Raw genomic sequence first — 17,959 nt, 5'->3', positions numbered from 1 at the left:
CTTCGCCGCAGCGGCCGATGCGGCCGCCACGCGCGGGCCCGGCACCGCACGCGGCACGGACGGCTGGCCGCCCGGCGCACTGCCGGCGGCAACCGCCGGCTCGAACGCGAGCATCCGCAGCAACGTCATCGTGAAACCGGCGTACTCGTCCGGTGCCAGGCCGAGCTCGGCGCGACCGACCGTCGCGATCTGATAGAACAGCTGGACCTGCTCCGGGCTCAGCGTGTCGGCAAAGCGGCGCAGGTCGCCCGCTTCGGGCCATTCGTCGAGCACCGAGCCGGGTGCGAACTGCGCCCACGCGATCCGGTGCAGCAGGCTCGCGAGATCCTGGAGCGCGGTCGAGAACGACAGGCTGCGCAGCGACATCTCGTCGGCAATCGCGAGGATTTCCGGGCCGCTGCCGGCGGCAAGCGCGTCGAGCAGACGCACCATGTAAGTTTGATCGAGCGCGCCGAGCATGCCCGACACGGCCGACTCGGTCACCTCGTTCGCCGAATAGGCGATCGCCTGGTCGGTGAGCGACAGCGCGTCGCGCATGCTGCCCTGCGCGGCACGCGCGAGCAGGCGCAATGCTTGCGACTCGAACGTGATCTGCTCTTCGCCGAGAATCCGTTCGAGATGCGACACGATGTGCCCGGCCGGCATCTGCTTCAGGTTGAACTGCAGGCAGCGCGACAGCACGGTGACGGGAATTTTCTGCGGATCGGTCGTCGCGAGGATGAACTTGACGTGCGGCGGCGGCTCTTCGAGCGTCTTCAGCATCGCGTTGAACGCGTGATTCGTCAGCATGTGCACTTCGTCGATCATGTAGACCTTGAAGCGCGCATCGACGGGCGCGTACACCGCGCGCTCGAGCAGCGCGGCCATTTCATCGACGCCGCGATTGCTCGCGGCATCCATCTCGACGTAATCGACGAAACGCCCTTCGTCGATCTCGCGACAGGCGCGGCACACGCCGCACGGCTGCGACGTGACGCCGGTTTCACAATTGAGTGCCTTGGCGAAGATCCGCGACAGCGTCGTCTTGCCGACACCGCGGGTTCCGGTAAACAGATAGGCGTGATGGAGACGCCCGCCGTCGAGCGCGTGCGTGAGCGCCCTGACGACGTGCTCCTGGCCGACGAGCGAAGCGAAATCCTTCGGACGCCACTTGCGTGCGAGAACTTGATAGGTCATCGGGAAATTGTATCAGTAACGCTGCGTCGCGCCGACACGCGAAACGGTGCGGAAGACTGGCAACGCGCAGGCAAAACGGAGTGTGGTGCAGAAATAAAAAACGCCCGGCGAACGGGGCGAGAAGGAAGGTGACGAGCCCAACCCTCGGCACTGGCGGAAAACGATTGTGGCTGCTTCGTTCCCGACCTGACCAGGTTCACCGCCCCACCATGCGAGGAGGCCCGTCACGGCATATTCTATCACCGCTTCCGAATGAATGCGACCGTTTGTTCGCACCAATGCGAATATGACCAGACAAACCGGCGCGCATCGCACGGCACGCAATGCCCCCAAATCGAAATGCATGCGCACCCACCCCTTGTAATTTGCGGGCCGGCCTCCACCTGCTGTACACAACGGTCGAACGTCGCGTCGTACCCCTACTCGCGTAGCGGCTACTATCGCCGCCCGCAGCAGATAGCAATTTAGGCTAATATGACGCCCGAACGACCCGCGAGCCGCGGCATGCAGCGCTTACACCCCTCCTTTCCGGAGAGCGGAGTGACCTGCCGCAGTGGCCGGCAGCCAACGGCAGCCGGTACGCCGCAACGCGCAAGCAGGCAGTCCCCGAACCGTAAGAGGTATTGACCCAATGAGCGAACAGATCAAACACATCAGCGACGCATCGTTCGAACAGGACGTCGTCAAGTCCGACAAGCCCGTGCTCGTCGATTTCTGGGCCGAATGGTGCGGCCCGTGCAAGATGATCGCCCCGATCCTCGACGAAGTCGCGAAGGATTACGGCGACAAGCTGCAGATCGCGAAGATCAACGTCGACGACAACCAGGCAACGCCCGCGAAATTCGGCGTGCGCGGCATCCCGACGCTGATCCTGTTCAAGAACGGCGCGGCCGCCGCGCAGAAGGTCGGCGCACTGTCGAAGTCGCAGCTCACCGCATTCCTGGACAGCCACCTGTAATACAGACAGTTCCGCGGACGTGTTGTCAACCGGCAACACGTCCGCCGACAAGCCGCCGATCGCTCGCTCAAGCGCGAATCGGCCTATGCTAGAATTAAAAAACGTCTACAAGACGCATTTAAGTCTCTGAGCGCTTCCGCTCGCCCTCCTCCCTTTATTTCTTTCGTCGTCTCCTCCCTGGCGGGTTCTCCGTATGCATTTATCCGAGCTCAAGTCTCTGCACGTCTCCGAACTGATCGAAATGGCCAATGGCCTGGAGATCGAAAACGCGAACCGCCTGCGCAAGCAGGAGTTGATGTTTGCCATTCTTAAAAAGCGCGCCAAGACGGGAGAGACGATCTTCGGCGACGGTACGCTCGAAGTGCTGCCGGACGGCTTCGGCTTCCTGCGCTCGCCGGAAATGTCGTACCTCGCGAGCACCGACGACATCTATATCAGCCCGTCGCAGATCCGCCGCTTCAACCTGCACACCGGCGACACCATCGAAGGTGAAGTCCGCACGCCGAAGGACGGCGAGCGCTACTTCGCGCTGGTGAAGGTCGACAAAGTCAACGGGCAGCCGCCCGAGGCCTCGAAACACAAGATCATGTTCGAGAACCTCACGCCGCTGCACCCGAACAAGCCGCTGTCGCTCGAACGCGAAATGCGCGGCGAGGAAAACGTCACGGGCCGCATCATCGACATGATCGCGCCGATCGGCAAGGGCCAGCGCGGCCTGCTCGTCGCGTCGCCGAAGTCGGGCAAGACCGTGATGCTCCAGCACATCGCACACGCGATCAAGCAGAACCACCCGGACGTGATCCTGTTCGTGCTGCTGATCGACGAGCGCCCTGAAGAAGTGACCGAAATGCAGCGTTCGGTCGCCGGCGAAGTGATCGCATCGACGTTCGACGAACCGGCCACGCGCCACGTCCAGGTCGCCGAAATGGTGATCGAGAAGGCCAAGCGCCTCGTCGAAATGAAGCACGACGTCGTGATTCTGCTCGACTCGATCACGCGTCTCGCACGCGCGTACAACACCGTGATCCCGGCATCGGGCAAGGTGCTGACGGGTGGTGTCGACGCGAACGCACTGCAACGTCCGAAGCGCTTCTTCGGCGCGGCGCGCAACATCGAGGAAGGCGGCTCGCTGACGATCATCGGCACCGCACTGATCGAAACCGGCAGCCGCATGGACGACGTGATCTACGAAGAGTTCAAGGGCACCGGCAACATGGAAGTGCACCTCGAGCGCCGCCTCGCGGAAAAGCGCGTGTATCCGTCGATCAACCTGAACAAGTCGGGCACGCGTCGCGAAGAAATGCTGATCAAGCCCGAGATCCTTCAGAAGATCTGGGTGCTGCGCAAGTTCATCCACGACATGGACGAAGTCGAAGCGATGGAATTCCTGCTCGACAAGATCCGCCAGACGAAGAGCAACTCCGAGTTCTTCGACCTGATGCGCCGCGGCGGCTGATCACCCCAGCCCCGCACCAAAAAGACGGCCGCCCGCGCATCCTGCCCGGCGGCCGTTTTTCGGCGTCAACATGAACGTGAACGTACAGGTTGATCTATAATCGCGTCATCGCCCACACCGAATCCCCCGCCTCCCGATGCCGAACGACGCCTCCACCCCGCTGCTGACCGTGAGCGATGCCGCGTCGCGGCTCGGCGTCACGCCGCGCACGCTGAAGTATTACGAAGAGCGCGGCCTCGTCACGCCATCGCGCAGCGAAGGTCGCTACCGCCTCTACGACGAAGCCGACCTCGAACGCTTCGCGCGCATCCTGCGGCTGCGCGCGCTCGGCTTCTCGCTGCACGGCATCACCGAGATGCTGAAGCGCCCACTGGAAGAAACGGGCGACGGCCGGCGCCGCTATTCCGACGCGTCGCTGCGCGACATCCGCACCGGTCTCACCGAACAGATCGATACGCTCGACCGGCGGATCGCGGCCGTCCAGCGCGAACTGAAAGAAGCCATCGCGCTGCGCAAGGAGCTGCAGCACGACATCGACTACGTCGATCGGCGTCTTGCCGGCGAAAACGCCGATGCGCTGATCGCGCAGCGGCAGGCCGAAGCCGGCACGCGGCGCACGCGCAAGACACGCGAATGAGTGCGATGCCCGGTCGCTCGCCGCTGTGGAGCCGCGCGAACCTGCGCGCGGACCTGTTCCCGTGGGCGCTCGCACTCGTCACCGGCATCGACTATTTCGACAACGCCGTCTTCTCGTTCTTCGCGAGCTACATCGCGGGCGGCATCAACGCATCGCCCGACGAACTCGTGTGGTCGTCGAGCGCCTACGCGGTCACGGCCGTGCTCGGCATCCTGCAGCAGCAATGGTGGGTCGACCGGCTCGGCCATCGCCGCTACGTCGCAGGCTGCATGCTGATGTTCTCGTTCGGCGCGATCGCGGCCGCGCTCGCCGATACGTCGCTCGAACTCGCATTCGCACGCGGCTTCCAGGGATATTTCATCGGCCCGATGATGGGTGCGTGCCGGATCCTGATCCAGATCAGTTTCAAGCCGCAGGAACGGCCGCCCGCGACACGCGCGTTCCTGATCATGATCCTGCTCGGCAGCGCGCTCGCACCGATCGTCGGCGGCCTGCTCGTCGCGCATTCGACGTGGCGCGCGCTGTTCGCGTGCACGGCGCCGGCCGGCATCGCGTTCGCGATCCTCGCATTGCTCACGCTGCCCGATTCGGGCCGGACACCCGACGACGAACGCGGCTCCGGGCACTTCTGGCCGTATGTCGTGTTCGCGCTCGCGCAAGGCGCGCTGCAGATCGTGCTGCAGCAGGTGCATTACCAGCTCTACAGCGGCTCGCCGATGCTGATCGTGCTGACGATCGCGGGGATCGGCGCGCTTGCGTGGTTCACGTATCACCAGTGGAACCATCCGACGCCGCTCGTGCGCCTGCACGCGTTCCGCGAACGGACGTTCCAGGTCGGGCTGCTGCTCTACATGTTCTATTACTACGAGTCGACGGGCTTCAGCTACCTGACGTCGCGGTTCCTCGAAGGCGGGCTCGGCTATCCGGTCGAGAACGCCGGGCGGCTGGTGGGCACGATGTCGCTGATTTCAGCCACCGCGCTGTTCGCGTACCTGCGTTACGCGAAGTTCGTCACGCACAAGAAGTGGTTCGTCGTGCCGGGGTTCGCGATCGCCATCACGGCCGCGCTGTGGATGACGCGAATGACGCCGCAGGTCGGTGAAGCCGCGCTGATCGTCCCGCTGCTGCTGCGCGGGCTGCTGCTGCTCTTCATCGTGCTGCCGGTGGCCAACCTGACGTTCCGGATCTTCGCGATCGACGAATATACGCACGGCTATCGGCTGAAGAACATCGTGCGGCAACTGACGATCTCGTTCGCGACGTCATCGGTGATCATCGTCGAACAGCACCGCGTGGCCGTGCACCAAACGCGGCTCGTCGAACGCGCGAACGTGTTCGATCCGCTGTTCCAGCAGACCGTCGATGCGCTGACGCACAGCTATGCCGCCGCCGGCCACGCGCCGAACGAAGCGCACGGCCTCGCGATCGCGTCGATCGCGCGGATGGTCGCGCAACAGGCTTCGTTCCTCGCGTCGCTCGACGGCTTTTACTTCCTGGCGGGCGTCGCGCTCGTCGGCGGCCTCTTCGCGGCATGGCAAAAAGAGATCGATTGAGTTAAAAGACAGGCTTTGGATTTCCGCGAGCCGCCTTCATGCTCTCGAAACTGACCCGCTGGTTCGACGACCGCCGCCGCGACCGCGCGCTGCGCAGCCACCCGATCCCCGACGCGCTGTGGCAGGACACCGTCGAGCGCCTGCCGTTCCTCGCGGCGCTGTCGCCCGATGCGCTCGGCCGGCTGCGCGAACTGACGAGCCTGTTCATCGCGAAGAAATCGTTCTCGACCGCGCACGGGCTCGAGCTGACCGACGCGATGGTCGTCGCGATCGCCGTGCAGGCCTGCCTGCCCGTGCTGAATCTCGACCTGTCGCTGTACGACGGCTGGGTCGGCGTCGTCGTGTATCCGGGCGAATTCGTGATCCGCAAGACGGTGCAGGACGAGGACGGCGTCGTCCACGAAGTCGAGCAGGATGCGAGCGGCGAGGCCTGGGAAGGCGGCCCCGTGATCCTGTCCTGGGAAGATGCGCAGATGACGGACGGCCGCGACGCGTACAACGTCGTGATCCACGAGTTCGCGCACAAGATCGACATGGTCAACGGCGCGGCCGACGGCTATCCGCCCCTGTTTCGCCGCTGGCACGCGCCGCACCTTGATGCCGAGGCCTGGGCCGACGTGTTCGAGCACGCTTACGACCAGTTCTGCGCGCGCGTAGACGCCGTGCCGGACCGCGCGTGGGCGCGCTTCGAGCGGGACTCGCTGATCGATCCCTATGCGGCCGACCACCCGTCGGAATTCTTCGCGGTATGCAGCGAAGCGCTGTTCGTCCGGCCGAAAGCGTTCGAGTCCGAATTTCCGGAGCTGTACCGGCTGCTCGCGCGCTACTACCGGCAGGATCCGGCCGGCACCGGCGCGCTCGACACACCGTGAAAATTATTCGTCAACCATCTGATTTTCTGGCATAATCGCCGTTTTTCGACCTTAGGCAAGTGGCTCGCGCCGGGCTTGGCGTCGTCTGGTTTGCGCAATATGCGCGCTCCGGCACGGCAAGCGGCGGGTTGGCTACCGCTCTCACCAAGGAAAGACCATGAAAGAAGGCATCCACCCGAACTACCGCGAAGTCGTCTTCCAAGACATGTCGAACGGCTTCAAGTTCATCACGCGCTCGACGATCCAGACGCGCGAAAACATCGAACTCGACGGCAAGACCTACCCGCTCGCCAAGATCGAAGTGTCGTCGGAATCGCACTCGTTCTACACGGGTCAGCAAAAGATCATGGACACGGCAGGCCGTGTCGAGAAGTTCAAGAACAAGTTCGGCGTACGCGCCAGCGGCAAGGCGAAGTAAGCTTCGCATTGCATCCGGTGGTTGCAACGCACCGGTGTCGCACAAAAGGGCAGCCCAGGCTGCCCTTTTTTGTCTCTGCTCGCCCGGCAGGCGCCAGCCGGCGCCCGGGCATCGACCTGACGCGCAACAGCGGGCGCGTCTACAATGCCGGATGCTCGAAACCGGCTCCACCGCGCGCAACCGCGCCGGCCACCCGCCCATAACAAATCGCTCATCTGCATGAAGCCTGTCGTCCGTCTCACCGCCTCCGCCACGCGCGCGCTGCCGCGCTGGCTGCTGCTCACCCTCTGCTTCGTCTACGCCGCGTTCGGCCTGTTCGGTCGCGACCCGTGGAAGAACGAGGACGCGGCGGGCTTTGGCGTGATGTGGACGATGGCCAAGGGCGGCTGGCACGACTGGCTGCTGCCGAACCTGGTCGGCAAGTTCATCACGACCGACGGGCCGCTCGGCTACTGGCTCGGCGCACTGTCGATCCGCGGCCTCGGCACGTGGGTCGACGCAAGCAACGCATCGCGCGTCGATACCGGCGTGCTGTTCTGCGTCGCGTGCGCATTCGTCTGGTACGCGGCCTACCTGCTCGGCCGCCGTGCCGAAGTCCAGCCGTTCAAATACGCATTCGGCGGCGAGCCCGAGCCGCGCGACTACGGCCGCACGCTCGCCGACGGCGCGCTGCTGGTTCTCGTCGCCTGCTTCGGCCTCGCGGAGCGCGGGCACGAAACGACGCCGCAGCTCGCGCAGTTCGCGTGGATCGCGATGCTCGTCTACGGGATCGTGCGCGGCATCGACAAGCCGATGCAGGGCGCGCTGTGGTGGGGTGTCGCGATCGGCCTCGTCGCACTGTCCGGCAACCCGGTGCTGGTCGTCGCCCTGCTCGCCGGCACCGCCGTGCTGTGGCTCGTCACGCCCGAGATGCGCAACCTGCGCCTGCCGCTCGTCGGCGTGCCGCTCGCGGCCGCGATCTTCGCGCTGTGGCCGCTGGCCGCGTTCGTCGCGGCGCCCGACGACGCCGCATGGTTCTTCAACCAGTGGATCCACGGCAGCCTGATGCGTTTTTCGGGCCCGCCGACCGCGGTGCTCGGCTATGCGGCAAAGAACCTGCCGCTGTTCACGTGGCCCGCGTGGCCGCTCGCGATCTGGGCATGGTGGAGCTGGGCCGGCATGCGCCGCCGCGCGCACATCGCGATTCCGCTGTCGGTCGCCGTGCCGCTCGTCGCGCTCGTGATCCTGCAGAGCCAGCAGTCGAACCGCATGTACATGCTGCTGCTGCCGCCGCTCGCGGTGCTCGCGACGTTCGCGCTGCCGACCCTCAAACGCGGCGCGATCAACGCGATCGACTGGTTCGCGGTGCTGAGCTTCACGATCCTCGGCACCTTCGTGTGGCTCGTGTGGCTCGCATCGCTCACGGGCTTCCCGCATCCGCTCGCTCGCAACCTGGCGCGCCTCGTGCCCGGTTACGAGCCGCACTTCAAGATCCTGTCGTTCATCTGCGCGGTGATCGCCACCGTGTGCTGGTGCTTCCTCGTGCGCTGGCGCATCTCGCGCCAGCCGAAGGTGCTGTGGCGCAGCGTCGTGCTGTCGGGCGCGGGCACCACCCTGATGTGGGTGCTGCTGATGACGCTGTGGCTGCCGATCGTCAACTACGGCCGGACCTATCGCGATGTCGCCCAGCAGATCGCCGTACACCTGCCTTCCGACTACGAGTGCATCTCGCCCGTGCGGCTCGGTGACGCGCAGATCGCGACCTTCGCGTATTTCGGCAACATGCGCTTCGACTTCTCCGGCGACTGCGACGTGATCCTGCGCCAGGACCGCGCGGACTTCGGCGAGCCGAGCTCGATGTCGCAATACGTGTGGCGTCTCGTGTGGGAAGGCCGCCGTGCCGCCGACCGCGACGAGCGCTTCCGCCTGTACGAGCGCATCGAACGGCCGAAGACGCCCGTCAAGCGGCGTCCGCCGCGCCGCCAGCCGGCCGATTGACGATGTTCGGCGACATCCGCCGGATCGTCGGTCTCGCGTGGCCGGTGCTCGTCGGCCAGCTCGCAATCATCGCGTTCGGCGTGATCGACACCGCGATGGTCGGGCGCTACTCGGCCGTCGACCTGGCCGCGCTCGGGCTCGGCTCGTCGATCTACATTTCGATCTATATCGGCCTGACGGGCATCCTGTCCGCGCTGCAGCCGATCACCGGGCAGCTGTACGGCGCGCGGCGCTATGCCGAGATCGGCGAGGAAGTGCGCCAGGCGCTGTGGCTCGCGCTACTGCTCGCGGTGCCCGGCTTCCTCCTGCTGCATTTTCCCGAACCGCTGCTGCGCGTCGCGCACACGCCCGCCGCGCTGCACGACCGCACCGTCGACTACCTGCGCATTCTGTCGTACGGGCTGCCCGCCAGCCTCGTCTTCCGCATCTACAACGCGCTGACCAATGCGGCCGGCAAGCCGCGCCTCGCGATGATCCTGCAGATCGGCGCGCTGCTGCTCAAGTTTCCGCTCAACGTGTGGTTCATCTTCGGCGGGTTCGGCGTGCCGGCTCTCGGCGGCCCCGGCTGCGGGCTCGCGAGCACGCTGATCAACTGGGCGCTCGCGCTGATCGGCTACACGCTGCTCGCGAAGCTCGACGTGTTTGCGCCGCTCGCGATCTTCTCGCGCTTCTGCTGGCCGGTCTGGGAACGCCAGAAGGCGATCCTGAAACTCGGTGTGCCGATGGGCCTGTCGTACCTGATCGAGGTCACGTCGTACACGTGCATGGCGCTGTTCATCGCGCAGTTCGGCACGACGACGCTCGCCGGCCACCAGATCGCCGGCAACATCGGCGCGGTGCTGTACATGACGCCGTTGTCGATCGGCGTGGCGGCGTCGACGCTGGTCGCGCGCGCGCTCGGCGCCGGACGGCCCGACGAAGCCCGGCTGCTCGGCCGGCACAGCGTGATCTTCGCGTGCGGCATTGCCGCGACCTACGGCCTGCTCGTGTTCGTGCTGCGACCGCTGATCATCGGCGGCTATACGCCGAACCCGGCCGTCGCGGCGGCCGCGATGCCGCTTGTCGCGATCGTCGCGTGCTACCACGTCTTCGATGCACTGCAGGTCACGTCGGCGTTCGTGCTGCGCGCCTACAAGGTCGCGGTCGTGCCGACCGTGATCTATGCGGTCGCGCTGTGGGGCGTCGGGCTCAGCGGCGGCTACGCGCTCGGTTTCGACGTGGGCGGCATCGCGCCCGCGTGGCTGACCGGCGCGCGCGGCTTCTGGTTCGCGAACACGATCAGCCTGATGCTCGCGGGCGCCGGGCTCGTGCTGTACCTGCGCCGCGTCAGTCGTGCGCATGCGTCGGCATCCGCCTGACGCGCCGCCCGCTACGTCTCCTCCAGCACGTCGGCCGCGTGATACGACGACCGCACGAGCGGGCCGGCGACGACTTCCCTGAAACCCAGCAATAGCGCCTCGTCGCGCCACGCGGCGAATGCGTCCGGGCTCACGTAGCGTCGCACCGGCAGATGGTGCGCGGACGGTGCGAGATACTGGCCGAGCGTCAGCACGTCGACGTCATGCGCACGCAGGTCGCGCAGCGTGTCGCGCACTTCGTCGTCGCACTCGCCGAGCCCGAGCATCAACCCCGATTTCGTCACCAGTCCCGGCCGCACCCGCTTCGCCTGCGCGAGCAATTCGAGCGAACCGCGATAGTCGGCGCCCGGCCGCGCCGCGCGATACAGCGACGGCACCGTCTCGATGTTGTGGTTGAACACGTCGGGCCAGGCCGTCGACAACGCATCGAGCGCGCGGGCCACGCGGCCGCGGAAGTCCGGTGTCAGCACTTCGACACCGATGCCCGGCACGCTCGCGCGCACCGCCGCGATGCACGCGGCGAAATGCGCGGCGCCGCCGTCGCGCAGGTCGTCGCGGTCGACCGACGTGATCACGACGTAGCGCAGCCCGAGCGCCGCGGCCGCATCGGCCAGCCGCGCGGGCTCGTCGGGATCGAGCGGCTCGGGACGACCGTGCGCGACGTCGCAGAACGGGCAGCGCCGCGTGCACAGGCCGCCCATGATCATGAAGGTCGCGGTGCGCTGCGCGAAGCATTCGCCGATGTTCGGGCACATCGCCTCCTCGCAGACGGAATGCAGCCGATGGTCGCGCAGCACGGCCGCCATGTCGGCGACCGCCGCGCTCATCATCGGCCGCGCGCGCAGCCACGGCGGCTTCGGCAACGCCGCACCGGCCGCGGGCTCGACGCGCACCGGAATGCGCGCGAGCTTGTCGCGGCTTCTCGCGCCGGGCTGGCCGAGCGCCGTGAGGCTGGGTCGTTCGAGCGCGGCGGCCATCGTCAGCCTCCGAGAAACGCGACGATCAGGCGGTTCACGTCGGCAGCCGCCTCCATCTGCACCATGTGCCCGCCGCCGGCGATCACCTCGGCACGCACGCCTTCAGGCAAACCCTGCGCGTGCCGCGCCGGGATCACCTGGTCGTGCTCGCCCCAGATCACGAGCGTGCGCGGCGCAAGCGTCGCGAGCCGGTCGCGGAACACGCGCCGCTGTGCGGCGCCGTCGAACGCGGCATTCGCGATCTTCTCCAGCGCGGCCTGCACGCCTTCCAGACGCTTGTACTTGACGAGATCCTCGACGAGCTGCCGCGTGACCAGCGCGTTGTCCGCGAACAGCGCCCCGAGGTGCGGCTTCAGCGTGTTGCGGCTGTTCCCGGCGACGAAGCCGTCGATGTAGGCGCGATTGATGTCGGTGCCGAGCCCCGCGCTCGCGATCAGCGTCAGCGACGCGACGCGTTGCGGCGCGCGCTCGGCCGCCGCCATCGCGACCGCGCCGCCCATCGAATGGCCGATCAGGTGGGCTTGGTCGATGCCCTGCGCATCGAGCAGCGCGAGCACCGCGTCGGCCAGTTCGTCGAGACTGCCCGTCTCGACCGCCTTGCCCGACTCGCCATGACCGGGCAGGTCGAGCGCCCACACCGGCCGGTGCGCGGCGAGATCCGCGTGATTGAACAGCCAGTTGTTCAGGTCGCCGCCGAAGCCATGGATCAGCACCGCGGGCGTGCCGGTGCCTTCGCCGAGCTTCAGGAAGCGCACCGTCCGGCCGCCGATCTGCGCCTTTTCGGGCTGCGGGCCCGCGGCTTCATCGGCAGCCGCGCTCGGCACGAAATCGCGCTGGAACTCGGCGATCGCCGCATCGATGTCGGCATCGCTCGCGTCGGCGGCCGCGACGACACCGAGCAGCGCGCCGACCGGCAGCGTCTCGCCTTCCTGCGCGACCTGCCGGCGCAGCGTGCCGTCGAACGCGCATTCGACGCCCGACGAGATCTTGTCGGTCTCGACGTCGAGCACTTCGTCGCCCTTCGTCACGCGTTCGCCGAGCGCCTTCAGCCAGCCATTGACCTGCCCCTGCTCCATCGACAGCCCCCACTTGGGCATCGTGATCATGTGAATCGACATCGTGTCAGCTCCTCGTCTTCAGGACCGCCTGCGCAATCGCATCGGCGGACGGGATATACAGGTCTTCCAGCACGCTCGCGAACGGCGTGGGCGTATGCGGTGCGGTCACGAGCTCGATCGGCGCCTTCAGCGCATGGAACGCACGCTGCGCGACGAGCGCGGCGATATCGGTCGCGATCGAGCAGCGCGGGTTCGCTTCGTCGACGACCACCACGCGCCCGGTGCGCTCCGCGCTTTCGAGGATCGTTTCCTCGTCGAGCGGCGACGTCGTGCGCAGGTCGATCACGTCGACCTGGATGCCGTCCTTCGCGAGCTTCGCGGCCGCGTCCATCGCGAGGTGCACCATCCGGCCGTACGTGACGATCGTCACGTCGTCGCCTTCGCGCATCACGTTCGCTTCGCCGAACGGGATCGCATAGGACTCCTCCGGCACATCGCCTTCGCGGGTATAGAGCAGCTTGTGTTCGAGAAAGATCACGGGATCGTTGTCGCGGATCGCCTGGATCAGCAGCCCCTTCGCGTCGTACGGCGTCGACGGGCACACGACCTTCAGCCCCGGAATGTGCGTGAACAGCGACGTGAGCATCTGCGAATGCTGCGCGGCCGCGCGCAGGCCGGCGCCGTACATCGCGCGGATCACGACCGGCGTCACGGCCTTGCCGCCGAACATGTAGCGGAACTTGGCGGCCTGGTTGAAGATCTGGTCGAAGCACACGCCCATGAAATCGATGAACATCAGTTCCGCGACGGGCCGCATCCCGCACGCGGCCGCGCCTACCGCCGCGCCGATGTAGCCGCCCTCCGACAGCGGCGTATCGAGCACGCGGCCCGGAAACTTGTGGAACAGCCCCTTCGTCACGCCGAGCACGCCGCCCCACGCATCGTCCTCGCCCGGCGCGCCCGCGCCGCCCGCATTGTCCTCGCCCATCACGATCACGCTGTCGTCGCGCGCCATTTCCTGCGCGAGCGCCTCGTTGATCGCCTGCGAATAAGTGATCTTCCTTGCCATGTCTGTCTCCTGGAATGTTCGGTTCGCCGTGCCGGCTGCGGTGTCAGGCCGCGCTCACGGATACGACACGTAGACGTCGGTCAGCAGGTCGGCCGCATCGGGTACCGGCGCGGCCTTGGCCTGCGCGACCGCATCGTCGATCAGCGATTTGACCTGTGCATCGACCGCGCGCAGATCGGCGGTCGTCAGCGCCTCGGCCCGCACGACGCGCGTTTCGAAATGCTTCAGGCAGTCCTTCTCGTCGCGCAGCCTCTGCACCTCGCCGGGTGCGCGATAGGTTTGCGCATCGCCTTCGAAGTGGCCGAAATAGCGCGTGAACTTCACCTCGACGAGCGTCGGGCCGCCACCGTTGCGCGCGCGCTCGACGGCCTCGCCGAGCGCTTCGTGCACCGCGAAGAAGTCGAAGCCGTCGACGATCACGCCCGGCATCCCGAACCCGTTCGCGCGATCGGCGATGTTGTCGGTCGCGACCGACCAGCTCGACGACGTCGCTTCCGCGTAGCCGTTGTTTTCGGCCACGAAGATCGCGGGCAGCCGCCACACCGACGCGAGGTTCATCGATTCGAAGATCACGCCCTGGTTCGATGCGCCGTCGCCGAAGAAGCACACGCCGACGCCACCCGTCTTCCGGTGCTTCGCCGCGAGCGCCGCGCCGCAGACGAGCGGCCCGCCCGCGCCGACGATCCCGTTGGCGCCGAGCATGCCCATCGCCAGGTCGGCGATGTGCATCGAGCCGCCCTTGCCGTGGCAGACGCCCGTCTTCTTGCCGTAGATCTCGGCCATCATCCCGTGCACGTCGACGCCCTTCGCGATGCAATGGCCATGGCCGCGGTGCGTGGTCGCGACGTAGTCGTCGAGGCCGAGGTGCAGGATCGTGCCGACCGCGGACGCCTCCTCGCCCGCGTACAGGTGAACGAAACCGGGGATCTCGCCGGTCGCGAATTCAACGTGCAGGCGCTCCTCGAATTCGCGGATCGTGCGCATCAGCCGGTAGGCGTCCAGCAGCGTGTCCCTGCTGAGCTGGGTCGAAACGGTCATGTGTGTCTCCTGGGTAGGTCTGACTGCGAATGCCGCCGCGTCCGAGACGCGGCGACGGATTGCACGGCCCGCGGCCGTCAGTGGAACGTAAAGCCGCCGTCGACGTTCACGGCCTGGCCCGTCACGTTGTCCATCGTCGCGAAGAACAGCGCGAGCCGGCCCATGTCTTCCGGCGTCTGCGCGCGGCCCTGCGGAATCAGCGTCAACTGGTGCCGCTGCCACGACTCCTCGACCGATTCGCCGTCGGTCTTCCATTCGTCGGACAGCCGATCCCACATGTAGGTACGCACGATGCCGGGGCAGATCGCGTTGACGGTCACGCCGTCGCGCGCGACCTCCTTCGCGAGCGCATTCGTGAAGCCGACGACCGCGAATTTCGACGCGCTGTAGTGCGCGAGATTCGGAAAGCCCTCCTTGCCCGCGATCGACGCGACGTTGATGATCCGGCCGCGGCCCTGCGCCTTCAGCGGCGCTAGCGCCGCGCGACAGCCGAGGAACGTGCCCTTCGCGTTCACGTCCATCACGAAATCCCAGTCGCGCTCGGTCAGCTCGCCGACCGGATGAATGCTGATCACGCCCGCGCAATTCACGAGGATGTCGAGCCGGCCGAGTTCGGCGAGCGCCTGCGCGACCATCGCGTCCACCTGCGCGGCCTGCGTGACGTCGACCTTCGCGACCGCCGCCCGGCGGCCGAGCGCGCGTACTTCTCGCGCGGTGGCATCGAGTGCGTCGTCGAGCAGATCAGCGAGCAGAATGTCGGCGCCCGCGCCGGCGAGCGTCAGTGCAATGCCGCGGCCGATGCCGCGCGCGCCGCCCGTGACGATGGCGACCTGTCCTTCGAGTGGGGTTGTCATGGCGATGTCTCCTTGTCGATCGTTATGGATGTCGAAATGTCACTCGGTAAAACGGTGTCTCAATAGCGCCACTCGCCGGCATCGCGCAGCAGTTGCCGTGACGACGCGTAGCGCAGCGTGCGGCCGACGTCGACCGTCAGCGGCCCGCGCCAGTCGAGCGAAATCTCGTAGCGATCGCCACGCGCGACCTCGATCTCGCGCTCGCCGTCGAACGCGAGCGTGCCGTACTCGAACGGAATCGCCTGCCACGCGCCCGGCTCGAGCCGTTCGCAGCTGCGCATCACGACGCGATCGACTCGGCCTGGCGCAATCGGTGCGACGAGCGGTGTGCCGGCCGTCTTGCCTTCACCCGCGAAACGCATCGCGAGCCCGTGCGGCGCGCTGCGTTCGAGCGGCGCCCACGCGCCGCCGAGCGCGGACAGGCCGATTCCGTCCGGTTCCGCAAACGTCAGGTAGAGCGAATCGATGTCGTCGGACCCCGAGATCGCGCGGGCACCGATGAAGCGCTGCCGCGCGGCGCACACGTCGACGAGCGCGATCTCCTCGCGCCCCGGCTGCGCGCCCGCCACGCAGCGCACGACGAGTCGCTTGTTGCGCGTGAACGCGACTTCGGCCGGCACCGCGCCGGTCGCGGCAAGCCCTGCCGCGACGCCGGCGACCGTTGCTTCGCGATGTTCGGGAAACGCGTTGTTGGTGCCGGTGGACAGTGCGACGAGCGGCGTCGCGCCGCAGTGCGCGGCCACGGCGCGATGGGTGCCGTCGCCGCCGAGCACGACGATCAGCGCGACTTCCATCCGGTGCAGGTACGCAGCGCCGGCCTGTGTATCGGCGACGGTGTCGGTGATCGGCAGGTCGACGAATTCGACCTCGGGCCAGCGCTCGTACGGCGCGACCGCACGATGCGTGTCGATCGCGCGCAGCAGCAGCGTCGCGATGCCCGTCCGGTCGCGCAGCGTCAGCACGCGCTCGACGCCCATCGCGCCGAGGCCGGCCAGCAGGCGCACGATCATGTTCGCCTTCTCCGCCGTCGGAAATACGGAGGCATGCGTCGTGAGGCGGCGGATGTCGCGCCCCGATGCGGGGTTCGCGATCACGCCGACGGTAACGGGCGTCGTCACGGGTTCGTCTCCATCCAGTTGGCCGGCCCGGGCGCATTGACGTGCGCCACGGCCCTGCCTGTCTCGTCCGCTGCCATCGCCGGGCGGCGGATCGTCGTCGTCGACGCGACCGCGCCGACTTGCACGTGATCTCTGCAAGCGGCGTGCCATCGTGCGTGCGATGAACGTGAAACCCTTGTGAATGCTGACGCGGCGGGTATGCATGTGCCCCCGATTCGCGGCTGGAAGGACGGAGCGCACGGCAATTCGGCCCGTGCGTCTCACATCACCGATGCGACGAAATGGCCCTCGGGACGCCGGCGCAAGCGTGCCGCTCCGCCCGCAAACCCCGCGGTATCGCGGCGCCGCGCATGCCGCGTCATGCCGGACGATCTCCGCAGGTCGCCCATGAACGCGTCTCAACGTCACGAGACGGCCCGCGATACCGGTGAGACGAACGTCTCACGCCCGCCGCGTGCTGCGATGCAATGTGATCCGTCGAACGGGATGTGCTACAAGAACATCGCATTCCCCGCCGTACGGAACCGGAGCCGACCATGCCCTATGCCGTCCCCCAGGCCCAGCACGCCGACCGTGTGCTCGGCGCGCTCGCCGGACGCCTGCCCGCGCCGGCCGATTCCACGCGCCTCGTGTCGTCGTGGCAGCGTTCCCTGGAGCGCTACTGTCTCGACCCCGCTTCGTCGATCGGCCCGCGCGTGCTGACCGCAGCCGAGCTGCGCGAAGTACGCGACAAGGAGGAGGCCTTCCTGCGCGCGTCGGGCCAGTGCCTGACGCGGCTGCACGACATGATCCGCGTCGCCGATTACTGCGTGATGCTGACCGACGCGCACGGCGTGACGATCGACTACCGGATCGACCGCGAGCGCCGCAACGACTTCCGTCATGCGGGGCTGCACATCGGCTCGTGCTGGTCGGAAAGCGAGGAAGGCACGTGCGGTGTCGCGAACGTGCTGACCGATCTCGCGCCGATCACCGTGCACAAGACCGACCACTTTCGCGCGGCGTTCACGACGCTCACCTGCAGCGCGGCACCGATCTTCTCGCCGGGCGGCGAGCTGATCGGCGTGCTCGACGCATCGGCCGTTCATTCGCCCGACGGCCGCGACAGCCAGCGTCTCGTCTATCAGCTCGTGCGGCAGAGCGCGGCGCTGATCGAGGACGGCTACTTCGTGCACAGCACCGCGCAGCACTGGATCCTGTTCGGGCATCCGAATCGTCACTACGTCGAAGCGCAACCCGAGTGGCTGATCGCGTTCGACGAATGCGGCAACATCGTCGCCGCGAACCGGCAGGCGCGCGACGCGCTGCCGGCGCTGCGCGAACCGCGCCATATCGACGAGATCTTCGATGCGACCGAGATGCCGCTGCGCGATGCCGCGCGGCTCGACGCGATCGTCGCGCTGCGGCTGCGCGCGACCGGCGCGCCGCTCTATGCGCGAC

The 17,959-nt window shown here is 67.1% G+C and carries 16 protein-coding genes and 1 other RNA gene; 9 read left to right on the top strand and 8 right to left on the bottom strand.

Annotated features, from left to right (window positions below; all coding sequences use genetic code 11):
- Both dnaX and ffs read right to left on the bottom strand, forming a co-directional pair.
- Positions 1-1,176: DNA polymerase III subunit gamma/tau (gene dnaX, locus G3O06_RS39735; RefSeq protein WP_205819366.1), on the bottom strand; the 1,176-nt coding region annotated here is incomplete at its 3' end.
- Positions 1,177-1,303: 127 nt separating this feature from the next.
- An RNA gene (ffs, locus tag G3O06_RS39730) (signal recognition particle sRNA small type) lies at positions 1,304-1,402 on the bottom strand.
- Between the two features lie 405 nt (positions 1,403-1,807).
- On the opposite strand from ffs, the gene trxA reads away from it, so the two are divergent.
- The 8 genes from trxA (at position 1,808) to G3O06_RS39690 (ending at position 10,405) form a co-directional block, all read left to right on the top strand.
- Positions 1,808-2,134 (top strand): thioredoxin TrxA, encoded by a 327-nt coding sequence (gene trxA, locus G3O06_RS39725; protein WP_006402348.1) that lies wholly within the window; start codon positions 1,808-1,810, stop codon positions 2,132-2,134.
- Positions 2,135-2,327: 193 nt separating this feature from the next.
- Positions 2,328-3,590, top strand: a complete 1,263-nt coding sequence (gene rho, locus G3O06_RS39720) for a transcription termination factor Rho (protein ID WP_006478662.1) — start codon at positions 2,328-2,330, stop codon at positions 3,588-3,590.
- A 136-nt stretch (positions 3,591-3,726) separates the two neighbouring features.
- Positions 3,727-4,227 carry a MerR family transcriptional regulator gene (locus G3O06_RS39715; protein ID WP_174967490.1) on the top strand — a complete coding sequence of 167 codons (501 nt, stop codon included), beginning with the start codon at positions 3,727-3,729 and terminating at the stop codon, positions 4,225-4,227.
- On the top strand, positions 4,224-5,780 hold the full coding sequence (locus tag G3O06_RS39710) for an MFS transporter (RefSeq protein WP_205819365.1): 1,557 nt from the start codon (positions 4,224-4,226) through the stop codon (positions 5,778-5,780). Before G3O06_RS39715 ends, G3O06_RS39710 begins: the two co-directional genes overlap by 4 nt.
- Positions 5,781-5,818: 38 nt before the next feature.
- Complete coding sequence (locus tag G3O06_RS39705; protein WP_205819364.1) at positions 5,819-6,652, top strand: M90 family metallopeptidase; 834 nt, start codon at positions 5,819-5,821, stop codon at positions 6,650-6,652.
- 157 nt (positions 6,653-6,809) lie between these two features.
- Entirely contained in the window at positions 6,810-7,070 is a 261-nt protein-coding gene (locus G3O06_RS39700; protein WP_006753671.1) for a type B 50S ribosomal protein L31, read from the top strand.
- Between the two features lie 144 nt (positions 7,071-7,214).
- Positions 7,215-9,047, top strand: coding sequence for a glycosyltransferase family 39 protein (locus G3O06_RS39695; protein WP_174914808.1), 1,833 nt, complete (start codon positions 7,215-7,217; stop codon positions 9,045-9,047).
- 2 nt (positions 9,048-9,049) lie between these two features.
- The gene (locus tag G3O06_RS39690) at positions 9,050-10,405 is read left to right on the top strand and encodes an MATE family efflux transporter (RefSeq protein ID WP_205819363.1); all 1,356 of its coding nucleotides are present in this window, start codon (positions 9,050-9,052) and stop codon (positions 10,403-10,405) included.
- An 11-nt stretch (positions 10,406-10,416) separates the two neighbouring features.
- Here the strand turns inward: G3O06_RS39690 and lipA are convergent, their stop codons facing one another.
- From lipA to G3O06_RS39660, 6 genes are all read right to left on the bottom strand, one after another.
- Positions 10,417-11,382, bottom strand: a complete 966-nt coding sequence (lipA, locus tag G3O06_RS39685; RefSeq protein ID WP_205819362.1) for a lipoyl synthase — start codon at positions 11,380-11,382, stop codon at positions 10,417-10,419.
- Positions 11,383-11,384: 2 nt separating this feature from the next.
- Positions 11,385-12,500, bottom strand: coding sequence for an acetoin dehydrogenase dihydrolipoyllysine-residue acetyltransferase subunit (locus tag G3O06_RS39680; protein ID WP_205819361.1), 1,116 nt, complete (start codon positions 12,498-12,500; stop codon positions 11,385-11,387).
- 4 nt (positions 12,501-12,504) lie between these two features.
- Positions 12,505-13,509, bottom strand: a complete 1,005-nt coding sequence (locus G3O06_RS39675; protein WP_205819360.1) for an alpha-ketoacid dehydrogenase subunit beta — start codon at positions 13,507-13,509, stop codon at positions 12,505-12,507.
- Between the two features lie 54 nt (positions 13,510-13,563).
- On the bottom strand, positions 13,564-14,547 hold the full coding sequence (locus G3O06_RS39670; RefSeq protein WP_205819359.1) for a thiamine pyrophosphate-dependent dehydrogenase E1 component subunit alpha: 984 nt from the start codon (positions 14,545-14,547) through the stop codon (positions 13,564-13,566).
- A 77-nt stretch (positions 14,548-14,624) separates the two neighbouring features.
- Positions 14,625-15,401, bottom strand: a complete 777-nt coding sequence (locus tag G3O06_RS39665; protein WP_174914797.1) for an SDR family NAD(P)-dependent oxidoreductase — start codon at positions 15,399-15,401, stop codon at positions 14,625-14,627.
- 59 nt (positions 15,402-15,460) lie between these two features.
- Entirely contained in the window at positions 15,461-16,519 is a 1,059-nt protein-coding gene (locus G3O06_RS39660; protein WP_205819358.1) for an NAD(+)/NADH kinase, read from the bottom strand.
- 536 nt (positions 16,520-17,055) lie between these two features.
- On the opposite strand from G3O06_RS39660, the gene G3O06_RS39655 reads away from it, so the two are divergent.
- Positions 17,056-17,959: GAF domain-containing protein (locus tag G3O06_RS39655; RefSeq protein WP_205819357.1), on the top strand; the 904-nt coding region annotated here is incomplete at its 3' end.

Source organism: Burkholderia sp. Ac-20345 (assembly GCF_017104825.1).
Classification (GTDB): Bacteria; Pseudomonadota; Gammaproteobacteria; order Burkholderiales; family Burkholderiaceae; genus Burkholderia; species Burkholderia lata_B.
Note: the sequence above shows the minus strand (reverse complement) of the source record. Positions and strands in the feature narration are given on the sequence as shown.